Annotated in this window: 19 protein-coding genes; 6 read left to right on the forward strand and 13 right to left on the reverse strand. The window is 49.3% G+C overall.

Translation table 11 applies throughout. From position 1 onward, the window contains the following. The 6 genes from WFK81_RS12035 to WFK81_RS12060 form a co-directional block, all read right to left on the reverse strand. Nucleotides 1-792 carry a polysaccharide deacetylase family protein gene (locus tag WFK81_RS12035; protein WP_336786666.1) on the reverse strand — a complete coding sequence of 264 codons (792 nt, stop codon included), beginning with the start codon at nt 790-792 and terminating at the stop codon, nt 1-3. Beyond that, nucleotides 789-1,832, reverse strand: coding sequence for an SGNH/GDSL hydrolase family protein (locus WFK81_RS12040; protein WP_336786667.1), 1,044 nt, complete (start codon nt 1,830-1,832; stop codon nt 789-791). The genes WFK81_RS12035 and WFK81_RS12040 overlap by 4 nt, the downstream gene beginning before the upstream one ends. A 290-nt stretch (nt 1,833-2,122) precedes the next feature. After that, nucleotides 2,123-3,790 (reverse strand): apiosidase-like domain-containing protein, encoded by a 1,668-nt coding sequence (locus WFK81_RS12045; RefSeq protein WP_336786668.1) that lies wholly within the window; start codon nt 3,788-3,790, stop codon nt 2,123-2,125. 258 nt (nt 3,791-4,048) lie between these two features. Further along, the gene (locus WFK81_RS12050; RefSeq protein WP_336786669.1) at nt 4,049-4,435 is read right to left on the reverse strand and encodes a VOC family protein; all 387 of its coding nucleotides are present in this window, start codon (nt 4,433-4,435) and stop codon (nt 4,049-4,051) included. Nucleotides 4,436-4,546: 111 nt separating this feature from the next. Continuing rightward, on the reverse strand, nt 4,547-5,422 hold the full coding sequence (locus tag WFK81_RS12055; protein WP_336786670.1) for an AraC family transcriptional regulator: 876 nt from the start codon (nt 5,420-5,422) through the stop codon (nt 4,547-4,549). Nucleotides 5,423-5,566: 144 nt separating this feature from the next. Further along, nucleotides 5,567-5,743 carry a hypothetical protein gene (locus WFK81_RS12060; RefSeq protein ID WP_336786671.1) on the reverse strand — a complete coding sequence of 59 codons (177 nt, stop codon included), beginning with the start codon at nt 5,741-5,743 and terminating at the stop codon, nt 5,567-5,569. A gap of 240 nt (nt 5,744-5,983) precedes the next feature. Here WFK81_RS12060 and WFK81_RS12065 point away from each other — a divergent pair, with 240 nt between their 5' ends. Further along, on the forward strand, nt 5,984-9,454 hold the full coding sequence (locus WFK81_RS12065; protein WP_336786672.1) for a glycoside hydrolase family 2 TIM barrel-domain containing protein: 3,471 nt from the start codon (nt 5,984-5,986) through the stop codon (nt 9,452-9,454). 298 nt (nt 9,455-9,752) lie between these two features. After that, nucleotides 9,753-10,361 carry a hypothetical protein gene (locus tag WFK81_RS12070; RefSeq protein ID WP_336786673.1) on the forward strand — a complete coding sequence of 203 codons (609 nt, stop codon included), beginning with the start codon at nt 9,753-9,755 and terminating at the stop codon, nt 10,359-10,361. Between the two features lie 56 nt (nt 10,362-10,417). Here WFK81_RS12070 and WFK81_RS12075 read toward each other — a convergent pair whose 3' ends face one another. After that, nucleotides 10,418-11,194 (reverse strand): aminoglycoside adenylyltransferase domain-containing protein, encoded by a 777-nt coding sequence (locus WFK81_RS12075; protein WP_336786674.1) that lies wholly within the window; start codon nt 11,192-11,194, stop codon nt 10,418-10,420. Nucleotides 11,195-11,423: 229 nt separating this feature from the next. On the opposite strand from WFK81_RS12075, the gene WFK81_RS12080 reads away from it, so the two are divergent. Further along, nucleotides 11,424-11,855 carry a VOC family protein gene (locus WFK81_RS12080; RefSeq protein ID WP_336786675.1) on the forward strand — a complete coding sequence of 144 codons (432 nt, stop codon included), beginning with the start codon at nt 11,424-11,426 and terminating at the stop codon, nt 11,853-11,855. A 27-nt stretch (nt 11,856-11,882) separates the two neighbouring features. Then, on the forward strand, nt 11,883-12,386 hold the full coding sequence (locus tag WFK81_RS12085) for a GNAT family N-acetyltransferase (protein ID WP_336786676.1): 504 nt from the start codon (nt 11,883-11,885) through the stop codon (nt 12,384-12,386). A gap of 12 nt (nt 12,387-12,398) precedes the next feature. On the opposite strand, the gene WFK81_RS12090 is transcribed toward WFK81_RS12085, so the two are convergent. The 4 genes from WFK81_RS12090 to WFK81_RS12105 all read right to left on the reverse strand — a co-directional run bounded on the left by WFK81_RS12090 (nt 12,399) and on the right by WFK81_RS12105 (nt 16,764). Beyond that, nucleotides 12,399-13,511, reverse strand: coding sequence for a DNA alkylation repair protein (locus WFK81_RS12090; protein ID WP_336787312.1), 1,113 nt, complete (start codon nt 13,509-13,511; stop codon nt 12,399-12,401). 113 nt (nt 13,512-13,624) lie between these two features. Further along, nucleotides 13,625-14,146: a GNAT family N-acetyltransferase gene (locus tag WFK81_RS12095; RefSeq protein ID WP_336786677.1), complete on the reverse strand. Its 522-nt coding sequence runs from the start codon at nt 14,144-14,146 to the stop codon at nt 13,625-13,627. Between the two features lie 90 nt (nt 14,147-14,236). Then, entirely contained in the window at nt 14,237-14,659 is a 423-nt protein-coding gene (locus tag WFK81_RS12100) for a VOC family protein (RefSeq protein WP_336786678.1), read from the reverse strand. Nucleotides 14,660-14,748: 89 nt separating this feature from the next. Continuing rightward, entirely contained in the window at nt 14,749-16,764 is a 2,016-nt protein-coding gene (locus tag WFK81_RS12105; RefSeq protein WP_336786679.1) for a methyl-accepting chemotaxis protein, read from the reverse strand. A gap of 214 nt (nt 16,765-16,978) precedes the next feature. Here WFK81_RS12105 and greA point away from each other — a divergent pair, with 214 nt between their 5' ends. Next, complete coding sequence (greA, locus tag WFK81_RS12110; RefSeq protein ID WP_336786680.1) at nt 16,979-17,455, forward strand: transcription elongation factor GreA; 477 nt, start codon at nt 16,979-16,981, stop codon at nt 17,453-17,455. 37 nt (nt 17,456-17,492) lie between these two features. On the opposite strand, the gene WFK81_RS12115 is transcribed toward greA, so the two are convergent. Further along, on the reverse strand, nt 17,493-18,383 hold the full coding sequence (locus WFK81_RS12115; RefSeq protein ID WP_336786681.1) for a LysR family transcriptional regulator: 891 nt from the start codon (nt 18,381-18,383) through the stop codon (nt 17,493-17,495). A gap of 116 nt (nt 18,384-18,499) precedes the next feature. Here WFK81_RS12115 and WFK81_RS12120 point away from each other — a divergent pair, with 116 nt between their 5' ends. Then, nucleotides 18,500-19,597: a branched-chain amino acid aminotransferase gene (locus WFK81_RS12120; RefSeq protein ID WP_336786682.1), complete on the forward strand. Its 1,098-nt coding sequence runs from the start codon at nt 18,500-18,502 to the stop codon at nt 19,595-19,597. Here the strand turns inward: WFK81_RS12120 and pdaA are convergent. Continuing rightward, nucleotides 19,594-20,388, reverse strand: coding sequence for a delta-lactam-biosynthetic de-N-acetylase (gene pdaA, locus WFK81_RS12125; protein WP_336786683.1), 795 nt, complete (start codon nt 20,386-20,388; stop codon nt 19,594-19,596). The genes WFK81_RS12120 and pdaA overlap by 4 nt on opposite strands. Nucleotides 20,389-20,508: the final 120 nt, after the last annotated feature.

The following is a 20,508-nucleotide window of genomic DNA, read 5'->3' on the forward strand; positions in this document are numbered from 1 at the left end:
TTATTTCCTTTCTTCCAGTTCGTCGTAACGAACGGAGGTCACGCCGTATTGGCTGTAAAATGAGGCAAGATCCGGCTCCAGCAGCATCCTTCGTTCGGCATCCCGCTCTGCGGCAATCTGCTCTCCGCTTATCTCGGCATTGCCGAATTGACGCATCTCTTCACTATCCAAGCCTGGATGCAAAATGACCGTATAAAGTCCTTCCGGCGCTGACTGAATATCTTGCCTATGATGGGATAAGTAGATCTGCGCCAGATCACCCGCCGCTGCCGGGCCCCCTGCCGCGGCTTCGATTGCCCTTGGAAGCGGCCGGAAGCAGCGATGGAAATTAACGAGTCCTTCCTGTCTGCACCAGGCATTCAGCCATTCCGCATAACCCTTTACGGAGTAGCCGAAAAACATATGCTCGTCGACATACGAGATCCGGAATCCCGCCTCGCGGAGCCGATCGTATTGCGAAAGCGTCTCCGCGATGGCTTCTTCCAGATTCACCTTTCCCATGTCGGACGGATGCGGCAAGAAGTAGCCCTGTTTGTCAACAAGACTCGGCACTTTTTCGCAAGGAAGCACAGGCTTCCATTTCACGCGGTCCCATTCGGCATTCATCGTAATATGCATGCCGAAGCAAATCTCTTTGCAATCGGCGAGCAGCAATGCGCCCTCCTCCAAATAAGGCCCCGGAGCCATCACGCTGACGTTTTTCAACAAGCCGTGCTCGCATGCTTCCGCAATCGCTTGATTCGCCGACAGGCTGCCTCCGAAATCATCGCCCCGAAGCAAGAACCGTTTCATACCGTCACCGTCAAATAACGGCTGATCTGCTCCGCTAAACGATCCGAAATCTCCAGAAGTCCTTCCTCGGAAGGATGAATGATATCGTAAGTGAGCAGCGAAGTCTTGGTGAGCAGCTGGATGCCGGGAATATGAATCAGCCTCGGTCTGTTCATTTGCTTCACTTTTTCCTCGACGATGCTGCGGAATTGCTGTCCGAGCTCTCCGTTTCTAACGTCGCCCATGTAGGTGAACAGATCGGTTACGAATATCCACTTATCCGGATGAGCATCCGCGATGGTCGATATAAAATAATCAACGCGCTTCCGGAATTCCTCGGGCAAACCCGGAACTCCGTTCTTGACATCCCAGATCATGTTGATGCCAAGCTCGATAAAAGCAAACTCCCAGCCAGGCAGCTGAGCGATATAATCTGCCATCTCCGCGTCAACCATAGCCGCGCCTGCCATGGACAAGCTCCATAGATCCACGCCAAGCTTCTCGGCCGTGCGCATGCCGTAAGCTCCGGTTGGACGAACGGCAGATGCGCCGCTGGAGATGGACGAACCGTACAGGAGCATTTTGCGCTCCGGCATGCTGCCTTCTCTCGGCAGCTCCGTCTCTCCTTCCACGCTAACAAGAGCGATATGGCTCTCATAAGGGAGTATGACGCGAACAAGATCCGGCGGAAATCGGAGCTGTTCCTTGCCCGCAATCATCTGCATAAGCTCCATTTCCTTCGGCCGTTCAACCTCGATCTCCGTTACATGGGTCCCCAGAATCCGGGGAGCATTCTCTTGGAAGGTGCCGTGATACACCTCCGCAACCGTATGTCCTCCTGTCAGTTGATCCTCATTCAGCACGGCGAACTTCAGCTTCACGCGATCCGTTTTCATATGAAAACGGATTTCCACCGAGCCTGACTTGAGCGCCGAATCATGCGCGATCTCGTGCAGCTGCAGCCGCAGAGCATCCGGAATACGGCACAGTTGCACCGCATCTCCGCCTCGAACCGGCTTAAGCTGGGCGACATTATGCAAATAGAGATTTTTATAATTCACAAAGGATCCTCTCCTAGTACGTGACGTTATAAAGTTTATATTTTTCCTTCCAGCATAGACGCCCCCCGGTCAGCGCGGTGAATGACGATTACGTACATCTTGCTCATGCCTGTCCCTTCTTTCTGCTCGTATATCCTCCTCATTATAGAGGCCGCTTCCTAAAGTAGAGAGGGACAATAGATTGCAGCAGGTAAGAAGATCGGGTGAATTGATCCGGATAATGAAAAACGGCAGGCCGGAAGAGCTCCTTCTATTTAAGGTAACTCCTCTGCCTGCCGGTAAAACGATGTTCAAGAGGTTGCGCGTTGTCGCAAGCGAAGCGCAAAATCATGATTGGAAGCGTTAGTTCCTTCCGGACATCTTAAGAGAACGGATTGCCCTTTAGATTGCACGGTTAGCTCCTCATGGAATTGACCCGTACGGGGATTATACCAGTTCGCATCGTAACTTCCCGGTTGGAGCTTTAGCTCCAAATCTTGGGCAATCGTCGTATATAAAATGTACAGTTCACCTTCATCAGCCAGGCAGTAAGCATTCTCCTGGTTCAAAAGGTTAATGGAAGGTTTTGTCCTCCACCAATCACAGCTTTCGAAGAAGGTTACGATATGAGAGAAACCTTCAAGCATTTGCATGGAATCATCTCCTCGCCCGTTAACCCAGCCTCCGAGACCATTGCCTGCATACTCGCCGCTTGTCTGATAGCAGCCAGCCATATAAATTTCCCACGCTCTACGGCGCAGGGTATCCCCGCTTCGCATCGGATACGCCTTCCCTTCGCCCCATGCGGTCGGATAATGATCTTCGTAGCCGAACTCTTCATTTACCTGAGGCATGATTCGACCGGCTCTCTTCTGCTCCTCCCTGTTATTCAGCATGTAGAAGTAACCGCCGGCCTCATCCCAGCTCTGGTATACGGCAAAATCCGCCCAGCCTGACTTGCGGAATTCAAAGGTTCCGTGTCCGTGGCAGGTCATCAGGTGACGGTAAGGATCGCAGGCTTTGAGATAATAACCCATCCGCTCTACCCATTCATGCGGCCGGATCAACCGATATTCGTTCGTTAAATCCCACATTATGTTCGGGAAAGCCGACAGCCGGGCAGCCGCATAACGAAAATACCTTTGCTCGTCTTGCCCGCCCATTAGCGGCTTGCCGTAGGGATCCGCTCCTCGGCGGTACGCATCCACGTACATGATGAGAGATATTACGATATCTCTCTGGCGGGCGTACTCCATTATCCGCTCCAGCTTATGCCAATAAGCCAAGTCGAATCGGGTTATATCCCATCCCGGATTCTCGGCATCATCCGGACGCTCCGCGACCCATGGGCCATAGCAGAAGGTGAATGCTTCCGATTCATATACCGGTTCAAACCATGCCATTGCATTGCGAACCCGGCTGGAGCTGAGGCTAATCCGAAGCCGGTTGACTTTGTGCTTATGGAAGCGGTCGAGCGTACGTTTGATTTCATCGTCTTCCCGGATGCCGGGTAGATGGTAAGCCGTCATGCCGTTGTAGAAGTAATGCTCCCCCGTTCCTTCCCATACAAAGTGAAAAGGATGTTTCTCATCCACCCGGAGCAATCCACGGTTCCCCGCATCAACGGCTTCGAATCGTCCTTCATTCGTCCACACCTGTCCATTGAATAGGAAAGAGATCGTATACATGTGTATTCCCGGCGACTGAGGCATAAATCGGATCCGGAACAAGCTTCCGTCCTCCGAATCGCAAAAACCGTTTACCGGAATCAAGCTGTCCCGGTTAGATGCCGTTCCCAGCTCGCCGTCCGGCAAGCCGTGCGAAAAGGTAAATAACTCCTCTTCACGCCCGAACTGTCCAATGATCTCCACTTCGGTGAAAGGATTGCGAAACCCCGGAGAATCAATACGTATAGCTATTTCATAGCGATCGTAAAGAGCTACCTGGCATGACGTTACGGGCTCATAGGAAATGTTCATTTCGCAAGCTCCTTTTTTATCGCTTTCTGCGATTAAAGATTCTTACTCCCCCTGGCAGGTCACCTCGATAAACCCGCAAATTACTTCTTATGTTACAGGAGACAATCAATAGGCCAAGTAAGAGTTATGACTGATTTTGGATAGAAAATCGTTTGGCATTTAGCAAAAACTCTTGGAATGAATTTTTATTGCCAACAAAAAAAGGCTGCACAGGTTCGGTCCCTGAACAGCCACATGATCAATTAGAATGTAAACTTGTTATCGCGCATCCTTCTTCCCGGATCCAAATCCGATGACATAACCGTCCGGATCCTTCACCGAAAACTCCTTCCATACTCCCCAATCATGCTCGGATAGGACAGGCTCAGCTTCAAAGATTGCCCCGTTAGCCTTCAATTCCGCATACAAAAGATCCAAATCTTGAATCGTATGTACGTAAGCATACGTATTCCATATCCCTTTGTTTGGACGCACATCGTTGCTGTCTTCCGCCTGAATAAGCTTGAAGCCCAGGCCAAAGTTATCCCGAACAACCCAATAGTCACTCACTTCGCAGCCTAAAGCTTCCGCATAATATTTCTGCGATCTTGCCAAGTCGGATACTAATAAGACCGTCAGAGAATTCTCGATTCTCGCCTTCTTCATCTCATTTATCCTCCAATTATTGGAAAGTACATTCACATCTTGTATAATAGCAAACGTACGTTCCCATGTAAAGAAAAAAGAAGGGGACCTCTCCCCTTCTTCTGCCCTGATCTATCCTTTCCGAATGACCGGTACCCATATTTCGCTCCGGAATGTCGGCGAGCCGGTATCCTTATGCTCGTTCCATAAAATCTCCGGACCTTGCGCCGCTTCATAATTGGAGGACGGGAACCATTCCGAGTAGATGCGCCCCCATACATTCTGCAGCGTTGCCGGGAATGGCCCTACCGCTTCGAATACAGCCCATGTTCCGGCTTCAACCAGCAGCTCGCTGTAATGCTCCGGACATGCGGAAGTTGTTGCAACTCCGATATAATGGTCCAGCCCGCCTTTTTCCTCCATTCGGCCCTCGGAGAAATTAAGGGAAGCGCTGATCATGCCTGTTGGCGTCACGTTCGACAATGCTTTAAGCTCGCGGATCCGCTCCTCGGTCAAGCTTTGCCACATCGCGGCAATTTCCGGGTTCACGCCTTCGAATACAATAGGTACCCGCTTCATTAATCCAACAATGCGGAAGGCTTCCTTGTCTTCAATCCGGTAATTCATTTCGTCTCCCCCCGTTATCGTTAATTGAAAGGACATGCGGGGAAAAGCCTTCAAAGATTGCCCTTGTTGTCTCGCCTCGGACGGTGTAAGCCCGTGGACGGCTTGGAATGCCTTGGTAAACGAATCCGCAGAGGAATAACCGTAATTAATCGCCACGTCGATTACTCTGGATGATGAGTTCATCAGATCAAAGGCTGCCAGCGTCAGCCTTCTACGGCGGATATATTCCGTCAAAGTAACCCCGGCCAGGAACGAGAACATCCGCGAGAAATGGTATTCCGAGCAGTGCGCCCGTCTGGCCGCTTCCTTGAGATCGATCTCCTCAGCCAAATGGTCCTCGATATATTTCAAGGCTTGATTCATATGCTCCAGCGTATTCATCAGTTTCCCCTCCTTTCTTCATCATTAGATTAGCAAAAGGGGATTCTTCCTATCCGACTTTTCCTGCACAAGATTGACGGCCGGTAACTTATTAACTCTTAGAATTAAAAAAGGCAAACCTATGCAGGCTTGCCTCTTCCTGGCCTAAGTTTGCCTTACTTCCTCAATGACAGAGATGGGAACATGCACAAGCACGTTGGACTGGTAACGCAGCTGCACGAACTGTTCCTCTACCTTTTCGATTTTCCCGCTCCACACTTTTCCCTTGCTGGTTCTTACGGCTACAGATTGCTGTGCGATCTGCGCATGCAATAAGTGCAATCGAATGGTTGAGATTGGTATCATCTCCCCTTCTGTTACCGGAGCTCCTCCGTAATTACATAACTGGGACTTATTTCTTCATTCTATAGGATCGAACGTAATTGTACAATTGTATAATTGCTCGCTTGGAAAATTAAATAAAATACTTGAATAATATTACTTCTTCTCTATTTTCATTGCACTCCCGCACGCCTGATGCCACTATCGAAATAGGATCCTCAGAACGAAAGGAGTTCTCTCATGAGCCAGAAACAAAAGCTGAATAATGACTGGTTTTTCTCCAAGCACCCGCTTGGTACAGAGCTGGATTTCATCCTGCATGGCGGTATCGACTGGTCCCCCATTACCCTCCCGCATGACTGGTTAATCTATGACTCTCACAACCTGTATGAGAATAGCGTGGGCTGGTACCGCAAAATGATCAGCTTCGCAGACCTACCCGCAAACAAGAGGCTTGCGCTTCGCTTTGAAGGCGTTTACATGAATTCGACGGTGTATGTGAACGGTCATGTTGCCGGTACGTGGAAGAATGGTTACTCGACCTTTGAATTCGATATTACCTCTTTGCTTACAACAGGCGATAATGAAATTCTCGTGCAGGTTATTCATGAATCTCCGAACTCCCGATGGTATTCCGGAGCGGGGATTTACCGGCCGGTTTGGCTCGTTACTTCACCGGATACCCGCATTGCCTCTGACGGCATTTATATTTCCGCTAAAAAGAATACGGGCGACACCTGGTCTGTTGACATCGATACCGAGATTGTATTCGCGAATGTCATCGATTCCTCCGAATTAAAGCTTCGCCATACGATTCTGGATGCCGCAGCGACAATAATTAGCCAGTCGGAAGCCCTTATTCAACCGGAGGCAGGCTCGACGGCAGCCTTCAACCGGGTACTTGCGGTTCACCAGCCGCTGCTGTGGGATATAGAAGAGCCGAACCTTTATAAGCTCCAAACGGAATTAATCGTTGAGGGTAACGTAACGGATTCGGAAGAGCAAACCTTCGGATTTCGCACCTTCGATTTCGATACCGAGAAAGGCTTCTTCCTGAATGGCCGGCATGTCAAGCTTCAAGGGGTTTGTCAGCATCATGACCTCGGTTCTCTTGGTGCTGCCGTAAACAAGACGGCTCTGAGAAGACAAATCGCACTCCTCCAGGAAATGGGCGTTAACGCGATCCGGACAGCCCATGATATGCCGGCGGTTGAGCTGATGGAATTAGCCGATGAGATGGGCGTGCTTATCGTCTCCGAAGCGTACGACATGTGGGAACGGGCGAAGACGCCGTATGACTTTGCGAGATTTTACAAGGACTGGTGGGAAAAAGATATCGCCAGCTGGGTACGGAGAGACCGGAACCATCCAAGCATGCTGATGTGGAGCATCGGCAATGAAATCTACGATACCCATGCCGACGAACGCGGGCAGACGCTGACGGTAGAGCTGCGGGACAAAGTGCATTTCCATGATCCGAAAGGCAATGCGGTTGTCACGATCGGTTCAAACTATATGCCTTGGGAGAATGCTCAGAAATGCGCCGATCTGGTCCAATTCGCCGGCTATAATTACGGGGATAAATATTATCAACAACATCATGAGGAGCATCCGGACTGGTACATTTACGGCAGCGAGACCTGCTCGACGGTGCAAAGCCGGGGGATCTATCATTTCCCGCTTGCCCAATCCGTTCTGGCGGACGACGACGAGCAATGCTCCTCGCTCGGCAACAGTTCAACCAGCTGGGGGGCAAAAAGCACGGAAGCCTGCATCATCGCTGACCGTGACGCCTCCTTCTCCCTTGGGCAATTTCTGTGGACCGGTTTTGATTACATCGGAGAGCCGACCCCTTACCATACGAAGAACTCCTACTTCGGACAGATTGATACCGCCGGATTCAAGAAGGATGCCTTCTATATTTATCAGGCGGAATGGACCGATTATCGCATAAAGCCGATGGTTCATATTTTCCCTTACTGGGATTTCTCCGAAGGACAGCTTATCGATGTACGCGTCTGCTCGAATGCGCCAAAGATCGAACTCTTCTTCAACGATAACTCGCTAGGAACGTATGACATCGATCATGTCCGCGGTCACAAGCTGCTGGGAGAATGGCAGATTCCTTATACAAAAGGTGTCCTCCGGGCTGTTGCTTATGACGAGTCCGGCCATGCGATTGCAGCCGATATTCAATCCTCCTTCGGAGACGCGGAGACCATCCTTCTGACACCGGACAAAACAGCTATGGCCGCAGACGGCTCGGATCTGGTCTTTATCGAGATCTCAACACTCGACCGGGATGGCTTGCCGGTAGCCAATGCCAATAACCGCATTCATGTGAGCGTTGAAGGTCCCGGCCGTCTCGTTGGGCTCGATAATGGAGACAGCACCGATTACGATTCGTACAAAGGAACGAACCGCCGGATGTTCAGCGGTAAGCTTCTGGCTGTCATTGCGCCTACGTTGGAAAGTGGAACTATTACGGTACGAGCAGAATCCAACGGATTGAAAACCGGTGAAATAACTCTGACCGCCGTTGCTCCTGAACCGGCAACACAGGATATAGAATATACTCTGTATGCCTATGCTCCTGGACAAGCTGCAGAGACTTCAAGCGGATCCGCCGATACCGACGAGATTCCCGTACGCAAGCTGGAAATGATTTGCCCGCAGGGAAATGCGCTTTCTCCGGAGAATCGGTCTTTGCCGGTACAAGTAGTGATTCATCCAAGCCAAGCCACGTATCGGGATGTGGAATGGCGGGTTACGAACGCTGCCGGCGTTGATGCTAACATTGCGAGACTGGAGGCAGACGGACATCATGCTTACGTTCATGCCCTTAGCGACGGCCAATTCTATATTCGCTGCGCAACAAAAAACGGATCGGACAACATCCGGCTTTATTCCTTAATGGAGTTCCGGACTGACGGTGTCGGACAAGCTTTTATTAATCCTTATGAATTCGTATCCGCAGGCTACCATGGGGAATCGAGCCGCAATTTGACAAACGGGAATGAACGCGGCGTCGCGACAAGCCGGGACGGCGAAAGCTGGATATGCTTTGACAGCATCGACTTCGGAAGCTATGGCGCGGACGAAATTACGCTTCCGATCTTCTCGCTGGATAGCGAACGGTTCGCTATCGATCTGTGGGAAGGCATACCTGGCGAGCCATCGGCTTCCCTGATTACCCAAATCTCGTATCAAAAGCCGACCAAATGGAACGTGTACCAGGAAGAGACGTATCGTTTGCCTCGCCGGCTTAAAGGCATTACGTCCCTCAGCTTTGTTCTGCAGCGCAAGATTCACCTGAAGGGCTTCCAGTTCAAGAAGGCGATCAAAGCATTTGAACGCCTGGAGTCGCTGGAGAACAACCAGATTTACGGAGATACGTATACGCTCACGGATCAGGCGATCGAGAACATCGGCAACAACGTCTCGCTTGTGTTCCGGGACATGGATTTTGGAGATGCAGGCACAAGAAAGCTTGCGATCCGCGGTCAATCGCCTATCGACAACAATACGATTCATATCCTGTTTAGCGGTGCTGAAGGCGAGACCAATCAGCTGGTGGAGTTTGCGTACTCTGAAGATTATGGCGAGAAAGAATACGTTCTCGACCGGATTACCGGCCTTCAGACGGTCACCTTCCTTTTCCTGCCGGGCAGCCAATTCAACTTTAAATCGTTTCAATTTTTCCCGGAGTAATAAACATCACGCAGGGACCTCAGCGGACAGCTGAGGTTCCTCTTTTTCTTCTCCCTTCCACCGCAACTTTAACGAATATATTGACGTACAATTGTATAAATCAGGAAGATGGCAATATTAATACCATAAGAGCTGCCGCCTTATTCTGGCCCTCTTTTACGAAAATGTATATTCGAAATAAAGACTTTAGAAGGATTGAAGGGAACACTTTGGTACTTTCGAAGATTTCCATACGGGTTCATATTTTGGTACACTAAACGTTACAATTGTCACAGTCAGCTAAGGGAGGATTTATACATTGCGAGTAAAAGAGAATCTGATTGGCGCTGCTATCGCTTTTGTACTCATCTGCGGTGCAGGAGCCATCGGCGCGAATTACGTTCTTAAAGCCATGGGTAATGGGGATAAGACTGAAGCAACCGATAAAACAGAAACGACGGACAAAGAAAAGCCGCTTCATGTTCCGCAGGTTGACTTTGCAGCGAATTCGGCGGAAACAAAAGCGATTACGAAGATTAAGGAATATCATTCAACATTTGATCTCAAGGTAACGGGCGGCGGGCTGGATAATTTCAAGCCTGACAACGATACGGCTTGGGAAGAGTTTCTCGCGTCGGAAGTCTTCAACACGAAAAATTACGAAGACATCGGCAAAGCCCTGTCAAGCGTCGAAGGCCTGCAGATTGATATGAACAACCTGATCGAGCTTGCCGATATTGCCCGCAAGAAGCATGATCCGGATGCTTTGCGTTTCATGCACCGTATTTTGCATGATTTGGACTTATACGCATTCCCTAATAAAGATACCGTCCAGCGCGATTACTGGGGAGTAACGAATACCGCTCCTTCCGGCGACAATGCGAACCGGGACGAGATGGATAAGTTTTTGGCCGCTAATAAAAAGTGATGGAAAAACCGGGAACACGAAGTGTTACCCGGTTTTTGTTTGAATAAAACTATTGATTAGATTTCATTCAAGCACTCCTTAATCATATAGTCCATATAGGTTAAGGCATCTTGTCTGCGTTTGAACACGGAACGATACAAGGATCTGGAGCTGCCCTCTCGTAAACGAATGGATTCCTGTAAAATGCGGTGCCATCTTGCCGGAACATGTTGCATGGCATATTGACCTGCCCCGGATTTTGAGATCAGATCCTGTTCCTTAATCGAGTAATAAATGCGGGAAACGCCAAGCACTCCCCACTCAATCATCCCGCCTTTAACGAACATGCCGAAGTAAGGCAAGGAAGGAAATTTTTCCACCTTTCGTCTCCAGTTCAGCCAATAGTGCTCTAGATTCAACTTCATGTTACGGGTTAAAACATCCCAATCAATCGTATAGCCGTAGGTGCGGGGATCCGGTCCAAATATCGCAATCCCGTAATGCTTAAGCTGGAACGCATCAACCGAGTCTTTGCACAACCGCTCTAATCCGACCAGCCTGCCGCTATTGAAATAATAATAAGGGCAAGCCTGGTCACCGAGCCTTTCCAGATCTGCCTTCCATATGTACCTGCCGTCCAAGCTGATCTTCGGACGGCTTTTCTCCAGATCGAGATGGATCTGCTCTAAGTTCTTCACTTCCTGCTCCGTAAACGGCCGATGAGTAACCGCCGCAAAATCCAAATCGCTGACCCCTTCCTGAAAGGAGGCGAGCGAGATAGATCCGAACAGGTAGAAGGCTTCCAATAGGTCCGGCAGATCCTTGTTTAACCTGGCAAAGTATTGATCCAACATTGCCTGGACTTGATCAGGCACCGTCATCCGCTTCACCCTCATTTATAGGATAAAGTGAGAATAGCACAGGAGAGGAAATTACAACATCCCTAAATTCGCCTTCTCATAGCCTTGGATGTAGCCCGTATTCTTTTACGACGCCGCATTTCTCTATTGCCACTCCAAATTCCAAAACGGTATAATTGGATCCATATTCCAGAAATTAATATTTTTTAGGAGGACAAACGATATGATCCCTCAGCGTGTCAGCTTGATTACGATTGGTGCTTACGATTTGCCTTTGCTACGTGCTTTCTACCAGAAGCTTGGCTGGGAGGAAACCGAGCACAGTTCGGATAACTACGCTGCGTTTACGACTGCAGGCGTCATTTTGACCCTATTCCCGATTCAAGAACTAGCCAAAGATGCCGGAGTAACCTTTACCCAAGACAGAAATAGCTACCGTGCGGTCTCATTTGCCATTAACTTGGACGAGCCTTCGCAAGTTGATTCGGTCATTGAACAAATTCGAGAGATTGGCGGAACGATTTTAAGGGAGCCAAGCGATGCGTTCTGGGGAGGCCGTACGGCGTATTTCGCCGATCCGGAGAACAACCTGTGGGAAGTGGCCTGGAATCCCACTGCCGTATTTGACGAGCGTGGAGCAATGATCTCGTACTAACATCATTGAGGAAGAGGTTGTTTAATTGTGGAAATCCGAAACATTCGCGAGTCCGAGATTAACCTGTTTATCGAGGTTTTATTGGAAGGCGCAAAATGGATAGCCGCTAACAAAAAACGAATGTGGGATGAATCCGATCTTCATGCGCAAAGTCTGATGGATGGATTAACGATAAACAACTTTTTTGCGGCCTTTATTGACGGTGAGATTGCCGGGGTTATGATTTTGCAGGATGAGGACAGCTTTTTCTGGCCGGAAGACCCGGAGGGGGAAGCTTTATACCTCCACAAGCTGTGTATTAAACGAAAATATGCGAAGACCGGATTATCTGGCAGCATGATCCGATATGCGAGAAATCTTGCCGAAGTCTCTCGCAAAAAATTCCTGAAGCTGGACTGTGCCGCTGACCGTGCTGCTCTAAGGCAATTTTACGAACAGCATGGCTTCACGCTTGTTGAAGAGAGACTTGTAATGGAGATGTATCCGACGGCCTTTTACCAATTAGAAATAAAGAGCTATGCCAAGGCATAGCTCTTCTTCTCTCTAATCTGCTTGCGGTCGCAAATCTATTACTGTAGACGCTGTTTCAACGCCATTAACCATCAGCACGATGCGATGCTCTCCCGCATAATGGCGCCGGGTGGATAAATCCGCGAAGCGGTGAACCCTGCTCCCTGACAGCTTTGAACCGCCGGGCACCGTCTTGTCTGATAACAAGAACAATTTGCGTGAAGTTTTGCCGCCTGATTTCACGAAATCTATCCCGTATTCAATCCTAAGATGCAGCGGCTCTCCCTCTTGAACTTGCAAATCGTATTCCAATCTGCAGCTGTCACCGATCTCCAGGATTGAAGGCCGCGCTTGAATATGTGCGGAAGTAACAATAGGAGCCGTGTCCTCGGACATCGCATAACCGAAAAGGGCCAGAGCCTCCGGATGTGCTTGGCGAACCAAGTTCCGGCAAGCATGACGGATAATCCAATCCGTATACGGATGCTGTCCCTGCCAACGCCGGGCTATGTCCAGTACAACATCCGGGTGATCCTTGGCAATATCGTTCAGGTTGTTGGCAACGCTCTTGCGCACATAAAGCGAAGAATCTGCCTTCAGCATTTCAAGTACCGGAAGCAGCGGCGAAGGGTCTTTCTTAAAGATGGGAAGGGCTTGGCCCCATGGAAGACGAGGCCTGCAGCCTTCGCTTGCCAGTCTTCGCACATGTTCATTCGTGTCGCTTGCCCAGGCTAGCATTTGTTTCATCATGCGCTCCGGATCACGCAGCAAAAACACGCGGACGGCGAATTCCGCCGAGGATTTCGGCGTAAATCTCTCCAGAGCTTGCATGGACAGCTCCCAATGCTCCTCTGCTGCGCCGTGCACCTCAACGAAATCCGGGAAGAACAAATACGGAAATCCGCTGCATTCTTCGCAGATCGTATACAAGATTGCTAGCGCGTCCCCGTAATCTGCCGGCAAATGCCTGCCCAGCACGGTTGAGATTTGTCTGATCCTCCCTTTCAGCGCCAGTTCGTTCCACTCATCATTCATAACATCGGATACAAAAGCCTCTTTCGCAAATGCTGGATAAGCGGCAAGCACTTTATCCGCGAATTGCCGCAGGAAAGCTTCATCATACATATCTTTTAACGGCTCAGCCAATGGAGTACCTCTCTTCGATAATCTCTTTGTCGTCGTCATACGCCCATTATAGAACATTTGTTCTTGTTTTGCAAAGTAGCATGACACATACATATACTCTTTCTAAACCGTGTTTAAAATTTGCGATACCAAAAAACAGCCTTTTCATGAGCTGTAGAAAATTTGGAGTAGAGCATCGTGTCCAACCCGCCAATGATAAAATGGTTGCTGGCATAGAAACGGCAAGCAGATAAATTGATGTCTTGCGTCTCGAGCATAAGACCAATCTGATGATGCTGCTTCGCCCACTCGACTGCTTTTTCAAGCAATCGAGTTCCGATGCCTTGCTGACGCCAGCTGCCGGATATCCCGATATCTTCGACAAGCGCAAAGCCGTTCCAATTGGAACGGAGTTTAATCCGTCCTATGCATTTATCGTCTGCGTAATAGAAGAAAACAGCCTTTTCGGAATCTTTTATATAAGAGTCGTCTATATCATCGTTTTCGTATTGCTTCATGTAGGGTTCAGAAAAGATCTCTTCCGTATAGGTCCAACAATCCTTTTCAAACTTGGGGACTATTCGTCCGGTTACAAGGAAACTTTCGTTCGAGTTGTTATAATCGCTTATATTAGAATGCGTCATTTTTTTAATCATGCCTCAATAAATTCTCCTTCCCGGTACAAAAAAAGAACCAGTACCTGCTTTAACAGACAACTGGTTCCTTCTATTTTTGTTAGTTAAATATTAGTATTCGCCAATTCCAAGATTGAATTGCCATTGAATCCCGAATTTGTCGGTAACCTGACCGTACAGCTTGCTCCAAAACGTCTCCTGCAGCTCCATTACAATGTTGCCGCCAACATTCAGACGGTCAAAGGCAGAACGAAGTTTGGCTTCGTCTTCCTCAACGTATGCCAAGGTGATGTTGTTGCCTACAGTAAACGGCATGCCCGGGAATACGTCGGAAAACATTACGTTGCTTCCGCCAATGTTAAGGCGAGTGTGCATAATCAGGTTTTTCGCTTCCTCAGGCAATGGATGGTCCGGATGCGGAGGCATGTCGCCAAACGTCATCAGCTTTGGCTTGTCCAGTCCGAATACTTCCGCATAAAACTCCGCCGCTTCACGGCAATTTCCGTCAAAGTTCAAATAAGCGTCAACTGACATTTCGATCTCTCCTTGTACGATTATTATAAAATCGTTGGATGGCTACCCTTCCATACTGTACCATTTTCGATTTAAATAATCAAAAACGATTAATTCGTTTTGAATTTCGACAGCACTTCCTGCAAATGCTGAGCCATGTGGCTTAAATCCTCGGCAGACGCCGAAATATCTTTCATGGATGCCAACTGCTTCTGTGCGCCTTGCGAAATATTTTGAGAATGATTATGCGTGGTTTGCGTCATCGATACGATCTCGGTCATGGAAGCTGTAACCTCTTCCGTGCCCGCGGACATTTGCTCCGATGCAGCCGACACTTCTTGAATTTGACTGGAGATCTCCTGGAACGTCGCGGTCATGCGGCCAAAGACTTCGCCAGCTTCATTCATAAGCTCCGATCCAATCTCTACGTCATTAACGCCTTGATTCATCGCATGCGCGGCACGTATCGTCGTTCCTTGCACTTCCTGGATCAATGCTGTAATTTCGGACGCGGATTGCGCCGATTGCTCCGCCAGCTTTTTCACTTCATTGGCAACTACGGCAAACCCCCTGCCATGCTCTCCTGCCCGTGCAGCTTCGATAGACGCATTAAGCGACAACAGCTGCGTTTGATTCGTAATTTCCTGGATAACCGATACAATGCTGCCGATCTGGTTAGACTTTTGCTCCAGTTCCCGAACCTCATCGGCGGACTTAATTGTAGAGGCGTGAATAAGCTTCATCTGCTCGACGGCATGGGTAACGGCAACCTGGCCAAGCTGGACGGCTTCGAGAGAGGTCTGCGACGCTTCGGCAACTACCGAGGAGGATTCCGCAATCCTCTGTACGCCGGAAGCCATCTCTTCCATTGCGGTCGAGGTTTGCTCGGCAGAGATCATTTGATTCTCGCCGGCTGATGCCACATTATGAATCGCTTCGCCGATCCGGCTCGAAATATCGACGGAATCAACGGACGAGGCAGTCAGCTCCTCGGAGGATGCGGCCAACTGCTCCGCCGCGAAGCTTACCTTGCCGATCGTTTCGGAGAACGAATCGAGCATCTCGTTCATATTATCCGCAAGCTGGCCAAGCTCGTTTTTCGCCTTGACTTCCAGTCTTGGCCGTAAATCCCCGCTAGCGAGGGTTTTAATGACGTTTGATAGGTAAACAATCGGCCTCGCCATCTGATTGGCTGAAAAATAAGTAGCGATCAGTGCCAGCAGAGTTACCGCGAGCGCAACTCCGATTGTTTTCCAGAGCATGTTCGTAACCGGCTGCATCGCTTCTTGTTCCGATATCGATAATTGAATGACATAGCCGTTGCGCGTTGCTTCGGCATAGCCGATCTTTTTATCCCCGTTAAAGGTATAAGAATAATTCGTATCCTTGCCCTGCTTGGCCATTTCGAATGCTTTCACCGTTTCCGGCATGTTCATGTCGTAGACCGTTTTTTTCATCACCAAATCTGCTTTCGGATGGCTGACAATAAGCCCGTTGCTGTCCAGCAGAATGGCGTAGCCGGTTTTTCCGATTTTCGTTTCGCTAACAATCGCTGCCGCAGCTTTAATTTCATAACCGAATATGTAGAAGCCATATGCCTTTCCATCCTGTTTAAGCGGAGCCGCAATCACAATGGATACCTTGGATGGATCAACTTTATTGACAAGCGGGTCGCTGACCGTCAATTTGCCTTCCGACAAAGATTTGAAATACGGCCGTTCGGATACGTCAATCTTGCCGCCGGATTGCGCGACGACAAAGTTCTTGCCCGACATGTCAAGCGAATAGCCAGGGGACATCAGCTCCGGATTTTCTTTAATAAAATGCTCGATCAGTTCCTGGTGTTTCCCGGCATCCTGGCCAAAGTATTGCCCTACGCCGGCCAGGGCATTGATCTTGGACACCTTCGACTGCAGCTCTTCATCGAGCCTCGCGGTAATGACATCCGCCTGCTTGGCAAGTTCGTTCTTAATCTGTTTTTTGAATAACGAGGAGTTCGCGAGAAATAAAGCCGTGGACATGGACGCTACAATGGCGATCGCAATAATTAGGGTAGTGATCAATACGCGGTGGGCAATTTTCCGCGTTTGAAATAATCTGGGTAGTTCGAACCTCTTCTTCAGCATTTCTACATTGACTCCCTCTCTGTAAGTTCGGATATACGTGATGCCAGCACGACATATCCTACACTATAAATTTGAGTTTTCCGTTTCTTTTTAGTTAGATATGTGTTAGTTTAATGTTCCTGCTGGGAGCCTCGCCCAAGTTTCTTTTCCCTAATGAATAGTGTAAGATGTAGGAAGCGAATCACACGATAATCAATGGTAGGAGTTGTCGAGCTTGGCACAAAACGAAATCATTTTAACCCCTGAAGGACTTAAAAAATTGGAGGATGAGCTGGAGGAGCTGAAGACGGTCAAGCGCTCCGAGCTGGCGCATCGCCTGAAAGTAGCCATCAGCTATGGAGACCTGAAGGAAAACAGCGAATACCATTCGGCGAAAGACGACCAGGCCTTCATGGAGACCCGCATCGCGCAGCTGGAGAAAATGCTTAAGACGGCCCGGGTATCCAATTCGAAAGATACAACGAAAGTTGGCGTAGGCTCCATTGTTGTTCTGAACGATATTGAGGTTTCGGAGAAAATCGAATACCGCCTTGTCGGACCTGCGGAAGCGGACGTATTCGAGAACAAGATCTCCTATGAGAGCCCGATGGGCCAGGCGCTTATGGGTAAATCCGTTGGGGACGTCATTAGCGTGGACGCGCCAATCGGCGTCATCAAATATGAACTTCTCGAGATCAAAGCGAACGGATAAAGAATAGGATGCAGCATACGATGCTGCATCCTTTTTTTCATTCTTCGAACAAACGGATGAAGTTCCGGGCACTCTTCGACAGATACCGGTCCTTTAGCCAGATAATGCCGACCTCCGATTGAAAATCCGCATCCGAGATCGTAAGCATCTTTATTGTAGGAAGAGGAAATGAAGCCATTACCGATTTCGGGAATACCGTCGCGCCGATACCGGCTGCGACGAGGGCTACAATGATCGCAACGCTGGAGCATTCGCAGATGACCTTTGGTTCAAAGCCATGCGCTCTCGCTTCGATCATCACGCGGTGATGCATCCCAATCGTTTTGTCCGTCTTGAGGGTAAGAAAAGGCATATCCGCCAGCTCGCTCATCAACATCGTATTTTTATCCGGGTCACTCACCCAGCTGGCCGGAAGAACGGCTACGTACGGATCGGAAGGAAGCGGCAGGATCGAGTAGGGCTGCGTATGCAGCGTCGATTCAAAGGGAAGCCTCGCCACAATCAGCTCGATATCCCGCTTCTCCAGCAGATTGCCGAGAATGAAGTGGTCGCCTTCCCAAATTTTGAACGTGACATTCGGATAGAGTCTGCGAAATTGCTCAATTGGCGGAGGCAAAAGAGAAATGCAGGACACAACGGAACCGATAGCCAGCATCCCGTGTAAGCCGGCATCGAGCTCCTTCACTTCGTGAATGGTCTCGTTGAATTCCTGCAGCAGCTTCTCCGCCTTGTCCCGCAGAAGCTCGCCGGCATGCGTGAGACTAAGTCCCTTCCCGCTCCGGTCGAACAAAGTTACGCCTAATTCATCCTCCATCAGCTTCAATTGACGGCTGAGGGGCGGCTGCTCCATATTAAGCGCTTTCGCTGCCCGGGTAATTTGTCCTTCTTTGGCAATCGCCAAAAAATACCTTAACTGTCGAATATCCATAGCCTGCCCCCAATATACCTTTTCGGTATGTGTTCGCGATAAAACAGATACTTTAAATATATCGGCTGACATGGTACGATTCAACTATAACTAGCAACAAGGAGAGATCAAAGACGATGAACAAGGCCATAACAATAGAACTTTCTACGAACAAAAAGCAAAAACCTAAAGCATCCGAGCTTGGATTTGGCAAGTATTACACGGACCATATGTTCATTTTGGACTATGATGCGGCTAAGGGCGGCTGGTATAACCCGCGTATCGTCCCTTATCAGCCTATTACTCTTGATCCGGCAGCCAAAGTGTTCCATTATGGCCAAACGATCTTTGAAGGCCTTAAAGCTTACCTGACCGGCGATGGCAAAATCCGTCTGTTCCGTCCGGAACAGAACATGGCGCGACTAAATCGTTCCAACGCGCGTCTTAGCATCCCCGCTGTCGACGAGGAACTCGCTCTTGAAGCTCTGAAGCAGCTTATTCTGACAGATCGCGACTGGATCCCTGCCGATGCGGAAACCTCCCTGTATGTACGTCCATTCGTTATCGCAACGGAAGCACAGCTTGGCGTTAACGCTTCGACGCAATACATGTTCATGATCATCATGTCCCCGGTAGGCTCTTACTACGCGGAAGGCATTCATCCGGTTAAAATTCACGTGGAATCCCAGTACGTTCGCGCGGTACGAGGCGGCGTGGGCAACGCGAAGACTGCCGGCAACTATGCGGCAAGCTTGAAGGCTCAAGAAGAAGCTTACGCGCAAGGCGCCTCGCAGGTTCTGTGGCTGGACGGCGTTCACCGCAAATATATCGAGGAAGTCGGCAGCATGAACGTCTTCTTCAACATTGACGGTACGGTTGTAACCCCTGCGCTGAACGGAAGCATTCTGGACGGTATTACCCGCGATTCGATCATCCGTCTGCTCAAGCATATGAACGTGCCGGTTGAAGAAAGACAGCTGTCCGTTGAAGAGGTTATTAACGCCCATCGGGAAGGCCGTCTTGTTGAAGCGTTTGGTACAGGTACTGCCGCCGTTATTTCTCCAATCGGAGAATTGACTTGGGAAGGTACGCGTTATGTCATTAACGAAGGAAATACCGGCGAGCTGTCGCAAAAGCTCTACGACACGCTGACCGGTATTCAAAGAGGTACGGTAGAAGATCCGTTCGGCTGGTCCGTCGTTCTTGAACCTTCCGAGCATCTTATCTCGAATTAATTGCCATACGTCTTGACGGCCATTTGATCAAGACTTTTGAATTCATAACCTTGCTTGCGGGCTTCGTCAATAATTGAGCCGAGCGCGGCGGCATTGTCTTTGGACACGGTATGAAGAAGGATTACCGCTCCGGGATGAAGCTGTGCGACGACTTGATTAAAGGCGAAGCCCGCTCCTTTTTGCTGATTGACGTCCCAATCCTTATAAGCGACGGACCAGAATACGTTCGTGTAGCCGGATTCCTTGCTGACGGCAAGAACATTATCGCTGAAGATCCCTCTTGGAGGACGCAAATAGGTCATGGCTTGCTGACCGGTCAGCGCTTGAACCTGTTCACGTACCTTTTCGAGCTCCGTACGGATTTGATTTGACGAGATTTGCGTCATATCCGGATGCGTCCAGGAATGATTGCCAACCAGATGGCCCTCATTAACCATTCGTTTCACCAGCTCTGGCTGGTCTTTCACATAATGCCCCGTCACAAAAAAGATCGCGGGCACCTGTTTCTCCTTAAGTACGTCAAGCACCTTCGAGGTATAGCCGTTCTCATACCCGTTATCGAAGGTCATGTACAGCTCTTTCTTGGTTGTATCTCCGAGAAAAATCGCCCCATGCTTCATGACAATATCCTTGAAGCCCTCTTCATTGATGGACGGCAGCTGCCCGCCTACGCTTTTCTTGAATCCAAAATGAAACGGGCCTTGCTGTGCTTCAGCCGGATGCTGCGCAACCAGCAAGGACAAAACGGCCGCAATCCATAACGTATGGATCCATGCTGATGTTTTTCTCATTTTCTAGTTCTGCTCCTCCATGTGTAGTCCGCTTATTTTCCCCTCATTCTCTGTTTCCAATCCATTATTTTCGATTTGACAAAATTAGTTGTCAGGCATATAGTTGTTATGACAACTAAT

This window comes from Paenibacillus sp. MMO-177, from assembly GCF_037147795.1.
Classification (GTDB): Bacteria; Bacillota; Bacilli; order Paenibacillales; family Paenibacillaceae; genus Pristimantibacillus.